Source organism: Lysinibacillus sp. NPDC094403 (genome assembly GCF_050278745.1).
In the GTDB taxonomy this organism is placed as follows: Bacteria; Bacillota; Bacilli; order Bacillales_A; family Planococcaceae; genus Lysinibacillus.
The window spans coordinates 25,744-39,054 of record NZ_JBNNTL010000008.1; the positions used below are offsets into that span (position 1 = coordinate 25,744).

The following is a 13,311-nucleotide window of genomic DNA, read 5'->3' on the forward strand; positions in this document are numbered from 1 at the left end:
CGAGTTATCAGCGATATTGAAGGTTTTATCAGCGGTGGGATAGGATTTATCATCGATTTTAAACAGTTTATCAGCGATAATCAAACTTCTATCAGCGATTTCAAAGTTAGGGGCACAGGCATGACAATCCAAAACATTAACCATTTATTATTTTCGGTGTCAAATCTAGAGGAATCCATCGCATTCTATGAAAAAGTTTTTGACGCAAAGTTATTGGTGAAGGGGGGCAGTACAGCCTATTTTGATGTAAATGGGCTGTGGCTTGCTCTTAATGTAGAAAAGGATATTCCACGCAATGAAATACATCAATCCTATACTCATATCGCATTCTCTATTCATGAGGATGATTTTGACAAAATGTATGAAAAGCTAATCCAACATAATGTCAACATTCTGAAAGGTAGACAAAGAGATGTAAGAGATAAAAAATCGATTTATTTCACTGATCCAGACGGTCATAAATTCGAATTCCATACAGGGACTTTACAGGATCGATTAGATTACTATAAGAAGGAAAAAATGCATATGGAGTTTTTTGATGTCTAATGTTGCAACACTCCTTCCAATGAGAACGTTGATAATAGTAGAAGGGGTGATCTTATGAAAAAAGCGATTATTTTTGATATGGATGGTACTTTATTTCAAACAAATCTTATATTAGAGCCAGCACTATCGGCAACTTTTGAGGTGTTGCGTGCAAAGGGCTTGTGGCAGGGAGATACACCAATAGAGAAATATCGCGAAATTATGGGGGTTCCATTACCTGTTGTCTGGGAAACGTTATGTCCTATGCACACGCTAGAGACACGTGAAGAAAGCAATACATTATTCCATGTTAAGCTTATTGAACAAATACGTAATCGCCAGGGTGCATTGTATCCAAATGCAGAGCAAACACTTGAGGCTTTGGCAGAAAACTTTCATTTATTCATAGCAAGTAATGGACAAGTTGAGTATTTACAAGTAATAGTAGAAACCTATCAATTACAGCGTTTTATTAAAGGTACATATAGCATTCAGTCTATTTCGAGTGGTCATAAATCGGATTTAGCGAAAAAGGTCATCGAGGAAAATGCTATTCAACATGGAGCAGTTGTTGGTGACCGTTCTTCTGATATTCAGGCAGCTATTGACAATCAGCTACTCTCAGTTGGTGTTCGCTTTGACTTCGCGCAAGAAACGGAATTAGAAAAAGCAGACATCGTCATTAATAATTTAAATGAGTTACTCTATTTGAAGCTAGGGTAAAGTTTTATCGACTACATTTTCTATTTTATCCACCAACCTTTTCATTTTATCGAGAACTATGAATGGTTTATCGGAAATTTTCAGTCATTTATCGACATGCATTGCAATTCATAAGGAAAAAGAGTAAAATGATGCCAATCTATAGTAAAAGCGTTGATAAGGAAAAGTAAATTGGGTAAGCATTAAATAGAGAGCCTCTGTTGGTGGAAATGAGGTAAATGACCCCTTTTGAAAATGACCTTTGAGCTTCGTACCGAAAGCAAGTTTGCGAGTAGATTACGACGAGATGGGCACTCGTTACAACAGCGGCAGTATCTCTCACTTCTTTTAAAATGAGACGTACTGATGGAGGCAAATAGTGTGAGCTATTTGTAAATATAGGTGGTAACACGGGTATACTCGTCCTAATCAATTTTGATTAGGGCGTTTTTTTTATCTTCATTCAGGACTTGCCTGAATGAAGATAAAGCCTCCGGCGGATATCATGGATTTTAAAAGGAAGAATTGTGCTAGCACAATTCAAAATCCAGACGGCATTGTTTATCTGCGCGAAAGCGAAGCGTCAGCGGCAATTACGCCGAGGCGCAATTGATTTACACTTTTTTTGTACAATTTTTTCGAGGGGAGCAACTTAGGATGACAATCGTTATTGGAGGCGCGTGGCCATATGCAAATGGTTCTTTGCATTTAGGGCATGTTGCCGCATTATTACCGGGTGATATTTTGGCTAGATATTATCGACAAAAGGGCGAGAAGGTATTGTATGTTTCGGGAAGTGACTGTAATGGCACGCCGATATCTATTCGGGCTGCACAGGAAAATACGACAACGGAAGCAATTGCTAATCATTATCACGAGGAGTTTTCAAGATGCTTCAATGATTTAGGATTTACCTATGATTTGTATACGAGAACCGACGCTCAGCACCATCATGAAGCTGTTCAAACGATTTTTTTGCAGCTACTAGCGAACAATTTTTTATACAAAAAGAAAATTGAACAAGCCTATTGTGAAACGGACAAGCAATTTTTGCCGGACCGATTTGTAGAGGGAACTTGTCCAAACTGTGGTGCGAAGGCACGCGGTGACCAATGTGATAATTGCTCAACAATTTTAGATCCGCTCGATTTAATCGATAAACGCTGTAAAATTTGTGGGAATGAGCCAATTATCAGGGAGACAGAGCATTTTTATTTTGCTTTTAGTCAGTTTCAAGGGAGACTGGAGACTTATTTAGCAGAAGCAAAGGCAGAAAAACGCTGGCGGGACAATGCTCTAGGTTTAACAGAGCGTTACTTGGCAGAAGGGGTCCCTGACCGCTCTGTAACAAGAGATTTACCAAATGGTGTCGATGTGCCCGTACCAGGTTTTGAAGGCAAAAAAATATATGTGTGGATTGAAGCGGTAGCAGGTTACTTAACAGCGAGTATTGAATGGGCGAAGCAGCATCAAATAGCGATTGAAGATTTATGGAATGAAGAAACGATTTCGTATTATGTGCATGGTAAGGATAATATTCCGTTTCATACAGTTATATGGCCAGCAATTCTTATGGGAATAGGAGCGAAGGCCTTACCAACACATATTGTATCAAATGAATATTTAACATTAGAAAAACGAAAGTTATCGACGAGCCAAAACTGGGCGGTATGGGTGCCTTATATTTTGAGTCGATACGATGCAGATTCTATTCGTTATTTTTTAACAATGAATGCACCAGAAAATCGTGATACTGATTTCTCATGGCGAGAATTTATTTATAGTCATAATGGCGAATTGCTCGGCGCTTATGGTAATTTTGTCAACCGTACATTGAAGTTTTTAGAGAAATCGTTTGATAGCCAAGTGCCTCATGCCGAGATAGATAATACTATTCGAAAACACACGATTCAGCTGTTTAATGAAGTTGGGATTCATATAGAAGCGGGGCATTTTAAACAAGCTTTAGAATCTATTTTTGAATACATTCGTGGAGCTAATCGATATTTTGACGAACAGCAGCCGTGGCTACAGGTGAAAGAGAATGTGGAAGCTGGCAATCGAACACTAGCAACGTGTGTGTACATTATTGCTAACCTTGGACAGCTATTACATCCATTTTTACCGTTTTCAGCTGAGAAGGTGAGAAAAATGTTAGGAATCGATGAAGTAATGTGGCATGAGCAAGTGGATTTACCAACAAGCATTAGTGAAGTGACACCGTTGTTTGAACGTCTTGATGTTGAATTGATTGAAGAGGAATATCAAAAGTTAGTAGAGGACAGTAGATAGGAAAAATGAAAGCAGTATGACATCTTTTAAGTCATACTGCTTTAACTATTTAATTCATAACAGGTGTTAATTTAGCAACAACAATACTATTGATAGCATTAATATAAGCTAGCGCACTCGCTTTTAAAATATCTGTATCCGCAGCTTTTGCGATATATTTTTCACCTTCATGCTCAATTGTAATTTTTACTTTACCAAGCGCTTCTTTACCGCGCGAAACGCTATTGATATTATACTCTACAAGTTTCACATCAATGTTTGTAATTTCTGCGATGGCTGAATATAGGGCATCAATTGGACCTGAGCCAACCGCACTTGCTTTAAATATCTCATCACCTTTACGTACTCTCACACTTGCTGAAGGGAAGCTTGCATTGCTGACGACTTGTAAATCATCGAAGTCGAAGAACTGATCACTATAATGAGTGGCATTAGCATTGTTTGCGTCATGTTTTTCATAATAGCTTTCCACAATTACATATAAATCGTGATCGTAAACTTCTTTCTTTGCGTCTGCAAGCTTTAAGAAGCCTTCAAAGATTCCTTCAAATTCATCCGCTGAAAGATTAGAAAAGCCAAGTTTTTCAAGGGCATTTTTCACCGCGTGACGCCCAGAGCGAGCTGTCAGGACTAGCTCCATATCGTCAAGACCTACATCTTCTGGATGCACAATTTCATAGGCATCACGAGATTTAAGAAGACCGTCTTGATGGATACCAGAGGAATGGGCAAAAGCATTATCCCCAGTAATCGCTTTGTTTACTTGTACGTCTAAGCCCATAAAGCTTGAAACAAGACGAGACGTATTCATAATTTCTCTTGTGTTGATACGTGTCTCAGCATTGTATACAGAGCTACGTGTTTTCAACGCCATGACGACTTCTTCTAATGCTGCATTTCCTGCGCGTTCGCCAATACCGTTAATTGTACATTCTACTTTATCAGCGCCGTTTTTAATCGCAGCTAGTGTGTTCGCAGTAGCCATACCAAGATCATTATGACAATGAACACTTAGTAAAACGCTATCGTCTAGGTTTTTCATACGCTCATTTAGTTTATATATCATCGCTCCGAATTCTTCTGGTTCTGCAAAGCCGACTGTGTCAGGTACATTAATTATCGTTGCACCAGCCTTCATGACAGCTTCAATTGTTTTCCAAAGATACTCGAAATCTGAACGAGATGCGTCTTCTGTTGAATATTGGACTTGTGGTAGAAGAGTTTTCGCATATTTTACTGCATCAACGCCAATTTGTAGAATTTGATCCTTGGATTTACTAAATTTTTTCTCAACATGAATGTCAGAAGTACCAAGCACCATATGAATCATCGGATTTTCAGCGTATTTTACAGCGTTATAAACAGCATCAATATCTGCCTGTACGGCACGGGCTAAAGCGGTAATCATAATGTCATTTGTATTTCCAACTTTTTGTGCGACTGCTTTAACTGCATCAAAATCTCCTTGTGATGAAGCAGGGAAACCAGCCTCGATAATATCGACGCCTAATTTTTTGAGTTGCTGAGCAATCTCTACTTTTTCGTATAAATTCAGTTTTGCACCTGGCACTTGCTCGCCGTCACGTAAAGTTGTATCAAACACCCAAATTTTTCTTCCCATTTCCAAACACTCCTTTTGTTGTAGTTGTCATTATATTGATAATGTCTCAGCCTTGCACAATAGAGACGAAATCTACACCTAGGCCAATAAAAATAAAAAAACCCGCCTCTATATAAAAATATAGAGACGAGTTTATGCTCACGGTACCACTCTAATTGACCTTCTCCTTACAGAAAAAGTCCCCTTATCGACAGCTATCACTGTCTATCCTGTTAACGGAGGAAACCGACGTCCCTTACTCGAAGTTCAGGGAGTGGCTCATGGACGAGTTCAAAATGTGTGTCTATCGGTTTGCACCAACCACCGACTCTCTACAAGTACACTTGCATTTCTACTATTTCCAATCTTGGCCTACAATAATGTGTTGTTGAAAGCAATAATACTTGGATATCTTCGAATTGTCAATAATATTCTAAAAATTATTTTTTTTCTGTCTTGTTGTGATGAGGCAACAATTTATTATAAAGTCAATCATTTGATAATAATAAAAAACCCCCCTATTTATGACTTATCTCCGAAATTTGGGGATGATGTTGTTAAATCGTATGCCATGTATATAGGTTGATTGGAGTAGAGGCTGGGCGACTCCTTGGGGATCAGCAATAGAGGAACGAAGGCTAAAACCATCACGTCCTGTGATAACGCCTTCGTGACCAACATCCTGTTGCCCCAAGCGGCTCATCGGACGCCCTCAGGAAGCTTTGCTCTGTGCGAAAGCGTAGTGCTAACGTAGCGGCAGCAACAAAATATTTTATCTGTGCGAAAGCGAAGCGACAGCAACAAAATATTTTATCTGTGCGAAAGCGAAGCGACAGCAACAAATGTTTTCTGTAGCGACAGCTACAAATGTTTTATCTGTGCGAAAGCGAAGCGACAGCAACAAATGTTTTCTGTAGCGAAAGCAAAGCGACAGCTACAAAGCGCCCAGCCGGAACGGAAATCAATCCCACGTTATAATAATAATCAATATTTCTAGCAATTAATGTAAATATTTATGAGATAATAAATGGGTAATTAATAGTTTAGAAAGAAGGCGTGACAATGAAATTTGTATTTGATTTAGACGGTACAATTTGTTTTAAGGGTCAACCATTAAGTGAAGGAATTACAAATGCTCTAGAAGCTTGTATACATAATGGGCATGATATTATTTTTGCATCAGCTCGTCCGATTCGTGATTTATTGCCTGTATTACCTGAAACAATGAGGAAATTTCCAATGGTAGGGGGGAATGGTGCATTTGTTGCACGAAACGGAGAAATTGTTGAGGTAACAGCATTTACAACAGAAATTGTAGAAGAGATTCAAAACATTATTTCAGCTTTTCAACTGCCTTATTTAGTAGACGGTGATTGGGATTATGCGTATACAGGTAGTGAGACACATCCAATTTATCAAAATTTAGATCCACTAAAGCTTGCGAAAAACGTGTCATTCCATGAGTTAAATGATATCGTAAAAATTGTTTTATTTCCTGGAGAGCAACATAAAGAAATAATGGCTGAATTACAGAGGTTACCGATATCGGTGTATGAACATACTTCAGAAAATATTGTAGATATGAGCCCGAATGGCATTGATAAGTGGAATGGTTTAACGAAGTTAGATATCACTGAAGGCGAATTCATCGCGTTTGGGAATGATGCGAACGATGCCTCTATGTTTGTAAAGGCGAAGGAAAGCGTTTGTGTAGGTGACCATAAAGTATATGAGCTTGCGTCCTTACAAGTGCTAAGTGACGAGACTGCAGTAATTGACATGTTAAATACGTTAAATGAAAAGTACAAATAAGAAGCATTACCTGAGCGGAGACTAGGAGTTGAGTGCGTGACTGAAAAAGAATATTTAGAATTCCAAAAACTCATTTCAATGGGTGAAGAACTAAACTTTTATTATAAAAATGATGAGTACTGGATAAGTCATAATCCAGGCAGATCTTTTCTATCAAGAACAAAAAATTCTTATACCCAAGAGTTTAGTGGATACAAAGAGCTTTTTGAAAATGCAACAATAGAAGGTACAAAAATTTCTGAAATATATCCAGAACTAAGACTACTAAAATAAAGCAAATTATTCATGAATTATCCAATAAATGATATTCGAATAACATATACTAGATTTAAAAGATATGAAAAAGTTATCCTCTCCCGAATTGTATCTAATAACCAAATACAATTCGGGATGGATAATCGATAACTTTAGTAAAACAAGCTTCTTGAAAATGACTTTTTACTCCACTTTAAATCGTGAAACCTGTGATTGTAATTCCTCAGCCATGTTTGATAGTGTAGCAGCAGAAGCGGCCACTTCTTCAATAGTCGCTAATTGTTCCTCAGAAGCAGAAGCTACATTTTGTAGATTCGAAGAAGACATTTGTGCAATTGTTGCAATTTCATCGAAGGATGCGTAAATTTGTTCAGCACTTGATGACATTTCCTCAGAAACTGTCGTTGCTTCTTGAATTTGCTTGGATACTTGTTCAATCAGTTCAACGATTTTTGAGAAGCCTTCCTCAGCTACGTTTACAACTTGTATACCCACTTGTACTTCTTGTGTACCAGTATCCATCACAGTGACGGCACGGTTCGTATTCTGTTGGATTTCTGAAATCAGAGTTGCAATTTGTTCAGCAGATTTCTTAGATTGTTCAGCTAATTTCTTTACTTCATCTGCAACTACTGCAAAGCCACGACCATGATCCCCTGCACGTGCTGCCTCAATTGCAGCATTCAGTGCTAGCAAATTTGTTTGCTCTGCGATATCCGTAATGAGACCAATAATATTCCCAATTTCAACAGAGTGGTTTTCTAAATTTTTCACAACGCTAGCAGATTCTAAAACCGCTGAATTAATTGTGTCCATCTGAGTAATAACTCGATGTAGCGATTCATTTCCTTTATTAGCCTCAGTATTTGTCTCTATAGCAAGCTCTGAAACGGCAGCTGTAGTCGCAGCTAATTGTTGAATGCCTTTTGTCATAGTTTTCATAGCTACTGAGCTTTCAGTTGCATTTTTGCCTTGAGCTTCGGAGCCACTTGCAACTTCTTGTATCGAGGAAGTAATTTGTTCTGTCGCTTGGATTGTTTGCTCGGCACTTGCGGTTAATTCAGCAGCAGAACCACTTACTTGCACAGTGTTATGGCGTACATTTGTAATAAGATTCTTTAAATTTACCGCCATTTGATTAAAGGCCAGTGCTAAATCACCTACTTCATCACGATTCTTAATGTGAATTTGCTCAGTTGTTAAATCGCCCTCAGCAATCTTTTTCGCAGTCTTTGCCATACCTTTGATAGGGCGGGAAATAAGGCTTCCCATGACAATTGCAATTATCAGACTAATGACAACAGCAAACACGCCAAGAATAATCATTTGGACTTTAATGGATTGAATTTCTTTTGATGCAGCAGCGATTTTTCCTTTTATATATTCATCTTGGTAGTTTGCAAGGTTAGCTACACGTTCATCGAATTGTTTATTAATTAGGCGGCCTTGTGAGCTATCGAGCTTTTCGTATTGCTCAATTTCTCCTGCAGCCTTTAATGAAAACATTCGATCTGCGAACTGTTGTACATCTTGCTCACTTTTATTGATTGCATCTAATAATTCAATGGATTTTTTAGAATCGAACGATGCCTTTAATTCATCATATTTCTTTTTAAATTCTTCACGTGAAGCCTGATTACTTTGAAAATTTTGCTTGTCCCCAAGTAATAGATAGCCTCTCATATTTACAAGTTCTTGTTTAGCAATTGCACGAAGCTCTTGAATACCAATAGATTTAGTTGTTTGTTCTTCAAGTAATACACGATAGTTCTCGTTTACGGAATTAAGCTGTTTGAAATTTAACCCAATTGTTCCGACTAATACTAAAATAACGATAAAAAAACCGAGTATTAATTTCTTGTAGATAGTAAATCGCATAGTTGTTGTTTCCTTTCTCAGCATTTTAGTAGAAATGTTACAAAAAAATGAAATATGTATATACCATTTATATCAGATTATATGAATTTTACAAAGTATTATGAGTATTTTAACTATAATTAATAAGATTAAAAAGGAAGTAAATTGTAGAAAAGATAATAAAAAAAGCAGATTAAATTGCTGTTTTACTGTAAGTGAAAGTGGATAGTTACATATAGATCACAAACAATTATGACAATTTACATAAATTTGAAACTAAATGAACTGTAGTACGTAAAATTAATAAAGGGATAAGCAAGGATGTGGAAAGATGTATAGGCCAATTTTGAAATTACCGAAAACGAAATATGAAAACATTTGGGACTATATCGGTGGCGGGTTATTTGTACTGTCCATTCTTTATATTTTTGTAATGTGGGGCAAACTACCCGAGGAGATTCCAGGTCATTTTAATGGTGCGGGAGAAGTTGATCGTTGGGGTTCAAAAATAGAGGTACTCATCGTGCCGTTTATCGGAATATTTCTATGGATTTTGCTTGGGCTACTTGAAAAAGCTCCGCAAATGCATAATTACCCAGCACGTTTAAATGAAAGTAATGTAGAGGCATTTTATTTAAATAGCCGAAAAATATTAAATGAAATAAAAAACCTCTGTCTAATTTTATTTGCAGCTATATCATTCCAAATGGTACGAATTGCCCTTGGGGAGGCAGTGAGCCTTGGTTGGTGGTTCCTACCAATAGTGCTAATTGCAACAGCTATTCCGATTATTAAAGGAAAAGTGGCGACTACAAAAATAAAGTAACTTATCTTCATTCAGCAAATGTTTTTTATAGCGAAAGCGAAGCGTCAGCTAAAAATGTTTTTTGTAGCGAAATTGATTAAGTTATTGTAAACCTTGAACGCTCGAGAAAATTCGAGCGTTTTTTTTGTACGAAAATTTCACTAAATCAGCTATACTATCAAAACCAAGAGAAAATTGTATTGATAATTAGAAGAGGTGTCAAAGCTATGCTAAAAAAATTTAAAATTAAGGATGGACTGTCCGTTGCAATTCATAACCAACCGCAGGATCTGATACTAGAGGGAATATCCCAAGCAGGAAATGCACCTCATGATCGAATAATTGCCTTAGTGTTTAATATTGATGAAATGGTAACGCATTTACAAAATATACTAAAGTTAAACACTCTTGCGGAACAGGGTTATTTATTTTTTGTTTATCCGAAAAAGGGGAACAAGAAGTATGAACAGTTTATCCATCGCGATGAAATCTTCCCAGCGATTCAAGTGGACGAGGAAAAATACATTGCTGGCAGCGATTATAAATTTGCAAGTCTTATGTCATTAGATGAGACATTTTCTATATTAAGCATAAAGAGAGATGGTAAGGGACGCGGCAAGAAGAAGACAGCGAGTAGTCAGTGTGTTAGTGACTATGAAGGTATGATTCCTCAATTGCGTGAATCACTTGCAGAAAATCCGGATGATTTAGCATTTTATGATGGGTTAACACCAGGTTATCAAAAGGACTGGGCTCGTTATATTTATAGTGCGAAAAAGGAAGAGACGCAGGTAGCACGTTTAGAGGAGATGCGTGAAATTATTAGATTAGGCTACAAAACAAAGGAACTATATCGAAAAGCAAAGGCAGAAGGTAAAGCATAAATAACAAAGAAACTTTATTGATTCTTTTAAATGATACTATATTCATTGTAATTGGTAATCCTATCATTAACCTATCTTGTGAAATAAAATAGAGGGTTAGCAACGAATTAGGATTCATATGTTGAAAAGAGGGCAGAGTATGAAGAACACATATATTGAACAAGTGGATGAAAAATGGCGAGAGAGTTTTGCCAAACTTGTGGAAGTGGTAGAAAGCAATTTACCAGAGGGTTTTGAAGAGAGTATGTATTATGACATGGTAAGCTATGTTGTCCCACTATCTACTTTTCCGAAGGGCTATCATGTCACACCCAATACTCCCTTGCCCTTTATAAGTCTTGCTGCACAAAAACGTCATATTGCAGTTTATCATATGGGCATTTATGCAGATCAAGCGTTACTCTCGTGGTTCCAGGAGGAATATGCGAAACGAGTACCGACGAAACTCAATATGGGGAAAAGCTGTATTCGTTTTACAAGCACTAAAAATATTCCGTATGAATTAATTGGAGAGCTTGTTTCGAAAATGACACCAGTACAATGGATTACAAAATATGAAGGGGAGTTAAACAAATGAAAAGTGCTACTACATTTTTAATGTTTCAGGGACAAGCCAATGAAGCTATTCAGCAATATCAACAGTGGTTTTCAGAATTACAGGTGGAAAGCTTAACTTATATGGAAAACTCACAACAGGTTGCGATGGCTGTTCTTAATTTAAAAGGTTTGAAAATAAAGGTGAATGATAGTGTAATACAGCATAACTTTACATTTACACCGTCAACTTCTATTTTTATGGAATGTGAGTCTGAAGAAGAAATCGACAGTCTAGTTGCTCAAATTTTAGAGGGTGGACAAGCGTTAATGCCACTTAATAATTATGGGTTTTCTAAGAAATTTGCCTGGATTCAGGATCGCTTCGGTGTATCCTGGCAATTAACGTATAATTGAATTTCAAAAGAAATATATATAAATAGTGGATGAGATCATTATGTTAGTAGAAGATGAAACAAGGCGTAATTATGTTAAAAGGAGAATAGAATATGGCAGTAACTTTAGAGAGGCACGACATAAAATATGCTGAAGCAATGCATGCGCTGTCTTCCATGCCGCAGGTTCGAGATGCACTAGGGTTACCTGCTGGCAAAGTGGAAGATACGATAAATTTTATTAAACGTGAATGTGTGGATGAAGAGGCTGGAAAGACAGTTCCTCGTGTTGTCTTAGATGAGGAAGGACAACTTATTGGTGTGACGGCGTTAATGTTTATTGATCACAATAAAAAAAGCTGTCATATTGGTTCATGGCTAGGCTATGAATTTTGGGGAAAAGGCTATAATCTTCAATCAAAAATTGCAATTTTAGATATTGCATTCTTTGAGTTAGGGTTAGAGCGTGTTTTTGCAGGAGCTAGAAAGGTTAATATCCGTTCACAAAAGGCTCAGGAGAAGTTGTCTTTTATTCGATTAGGAGTAGAAAATGATTATCCGCAGGAGCATTCGTGGCTAGAGGTCAAAGAAAAGCAGCCATGTGTTTTAAATGTTTTTGAGCGCGAAGATTTTGTTCGATATCGTACAGCCTTAAAGAAAGTGGAAGGTGTGCGGGAAGACTATTTACAACAATTATTATTAGCTGATGAAAGTGAAGTCGCTGTTCGAGAATATTTAAATGACGGTGAATTATACGAGATTAAATGTGGTGATCAGTTAGCGGGTGTAGCTTTACTTCTTGCACAGTCTGATGCAACAGTAGAGTTGAAAAATATTGCGATCGTACCGAAGTATCAAGGTAAAGGGCTTGGGAAGGAAGCGCTGCGACAAATAACAACGGTTTGTCAATCTCAAGGATATAAAACGATAAGAGTTGGAACTGCAAATTCTAGTATTGATAATATTGCATTCTATCAAAAAGCAGGTTTTCGTATGGAAGCAATTGAAAAAGATTTTTTCAGCAATTATCCAGAGCCAATTTATGAAAATGGAATTCGTGCACTAGATATGATTTTCTTTTCAAAGGCATTATAAAATAATATAGAAATAAAAAATACCCGTCCAACTTGAGTTGTGCGGGTATTTTTATTCGCCAAGCAACAATGCCATCAATTTTTCTTTCGAATGTAAAAAATCATCTAGAGTATAGCGATCTAGGACGGCTAAATAGGCTTGTAGTGCTTCGTATAATACGCCTTTTAGCTGACATTCTGGAGCAATTTTACAAAGATTATTTTCTTTGTCGAAGCACTCGACAAGATGAAAATCCTCTTCTGTATGACGCACTATTTCACCAATTGTAATGGTTTTTGGATCAATTGCTAAACGTATACCGCCGCCTCGTCCACGAATAGTTTCTATGTAACCTAGTAGTCCGAGCTGATGTGTCACCTTCATTAAATGGTTTTTCGATATATTATAAGCATCAGAAATTTCTTGGATAGTTGATAGTTGGCCTTCTTCCTTCGCACCCAGATATATGAGTGTTCGAAGAGAATAATCTGTGTATAAAGTTAAGCGCATAAGAACACCCTACTTTCTATAGTTCAAAATAATTATAGCATTTTTACCTTGAAGTATTATAAATTC

13 protein-coding genes and 2 other annotated features are annotated in these 13,311 nt (G+C 37.1%); of the genes, 10 read left to right on the forward strand and 3 right to left on the reverse strand.

Annotated features, from left to right (window positions below):
- Positions 1-120: 120 nt before the first annotated feature.
- The 3 genes from fosM to metG all read left to right on the forward strand — a co-directional run bounded on the left by fosM (position 121) and on the right by metG (position 3,519).
- On the forward strand, positions 121-546 hold the full coding sequence (fosM, locus tag ACQKMV_RS13730) for a FosM family fosfomycin resistance protein (protein ID WP_427504606.1): 426 nt from the start codon (positions 121-123) through the stop codon (positions 544-546).
- A gap of 54 nt (positions 547-600) precedes the next feature.
- Positions 601-1,248: an HAD hydrolase-like protein gene (locus ACQKMV_RS13735; protein ID WP_427504607.1), complete on the forward strand. Its 648-nt coding sequence runs from the start codon at positions 601-603 to the stop codon at positions 1,246-1,248.
- Positions 1,249-1,392: 144 nt separating this feature from the next.
- Positions 1,393-1,658 (forward strand) — a binding site (T-box leader).
- 226 nt (positions 1,659-1,884) lie between these two features.
- Entirely contained in the window at positions 1,885-3,519 is a 1,635-nt protein-coding gene (gene metG / locus ACQKMV_RS13740; RefSeq protein WP_427504608.1) for a methionine--tRNA ligase, read from the forward strand.
- A 49-nt stretch (positions 3,520-3,568) separates the two neighbouring features.
- On the opposite strand, the gene ACQKMV_RS13745 is transcribed toward metG, so the two are convergent.
- Positions 3,569-5,140, reverse strand: a complete 1,572-nt coding sequence (locus ACQKMV_RS13745) for a 2-isopropylmalate synthase (protein WP_427504609.1) — start codon at positions 5,138-5,140, stop codon at positions 3,569-3,571.
- Positions 5,141-5,259: 119 nt separating this feature from the next.
- Positions 5,260-5,497, reverse strand: a binding site (T-box leader).
- Between the two features lie 684 nt (positions 5,498-6,181).
- Here ACQKMV_RS13745 and ACQKMV_RS13750 point away from each other — a divergent pair.
- Positions 6,182-6,931 (forward strand): HAD-IIB family hydrolase, encoded by a 750-nt coding sequence (locus ACQKMV_RS13750; protein ID WP_427504611.1) that lies wholly within the window; start codon positions 6,182-6,184, stop codon positions 6,929-6,931.
- Positions 6,932-6,967: 36 nt separating this feature from the next.
- Entirely contained in the window at positions 6,968-7,204 is a 237-nt protein-coding gene (locus ACQKMV_RS13755) for a hypothetical protein (RefSeq protein ID WP_427504612.1), read from the forward strand.
- Between the two features lie 165 nt (positions 7,205-7,369).
- Here ACQKMV_RS13755 and ACQKMV_RS13760 read toward each other — a convergent pair whose 3' ends face one another.
- Positions 7,370-9,064 carry a methyl-accepting chemotaxis protein gene (locus tag ACQKMV_RS13760; protein WP_427504613.1) on the reverse strand — a complete coding sequence of 565 codons (1,695 nt, stop codon included), beginning with the start codon at positions 9,062-9,064 and terminating at the stop codon, positions 7,370-7,372.
- 310 nt (positions 9,065-9,374) lie between these two features.
- Here ACQKMV_RS13760 and ACQKMV_RS13765 point away from each other — a divergent pair, with 310 nt between their 5' ends.
- The 5 genes from ACQKMV_RS13765 to ACQKMV_RS13785 all read left to right on the forward strand — a co-directional run bounded on the left by ACQKMV_RS13765 (position 9,375) and on the right by ACQKMV_RS13785 (position 12,756).
- Positions 9,375-9,869 (forward strand): DUF1648 domain-containing protein, encoded by a 495-nt coding sequence (locus ACQKMV_RS13765; RefSeq protein ID WP_427504614.1) that lies wholly within the window; start codon positions 9,375-9,377, stop codon positions 9,867-9,869.
- A gap of 206 nt (positions 9,870-10,075) precedes the next feature.
- Positions 10,076-10,732 (forward strand): YdeI/OmpD-associated family protein, encoded by a 657-nt coding sequence (locus ACQKMV_RS13770; RefSeq protein ID WP_427504615.1) that lies wholly within the window; start codon positions 10,076-10,078, stop codon positions 10,730-10,732.
- A 139-nt stretch (positions 10,733-10,871) separates the two neighbouring features.
- The gene (locus ACQKMV_RS13775; protein WP_427504617.1) at positions 10,872-11,309 is read left to right on the forward strand and encodes a DUF1801 domain-containing protein; all 438 of its coding nucleotides are present in this window, start codon (positions 10,872-10,874) and stop codon (positions 11,307-11,309) included.
- Positions 11,306-11,683, forward strand: coding sequence for a VOC family protein (locus ACQKMV_RS13780; protein ID WP_427504619.1), 378 nt, complete (start codon positions 11,306-11,308; stop codon positions 11,681-11,683). Before ACQKMV_RS13775 ends, ACQKMV_RS13780 begins: the two co-directional genes overlap by 4 nt.
- A 92-nt stretch (positions 11,684-11,775) precedes the next feature.
- Positions 11,776-12,756 carry a GNAT family N-acetyltransferase gene (locus ACQKMV_RS13785; protein WP_427504620.1) on the forward strand — a complete coding sequence of 327 codons (981 nt, stop codon included), beginning with the start codon at positions 11,776-11,778 and terminating at the stop codon, positions 12,754-12,756.
- Between the two features lie 51 nt (positions 12,757-12,807).
- Here the strand turns inward: ACQKMV_RS13785 and ACQKMV_RS13790 are convergent, their stop codons facing one another.
- A complete protein-coding gene (locus tag ACQKMV_RS13790; protein WP_427425100.1) occupies positions 12,808-13,245 on the reverse strand; it encodes an Rrf2 family transcriptional regulator in 438 nt (145 codons plus the stop codon).
- Between the last annotated feature and the right edge of the window lie 66 nt (positions 13,246-13,311).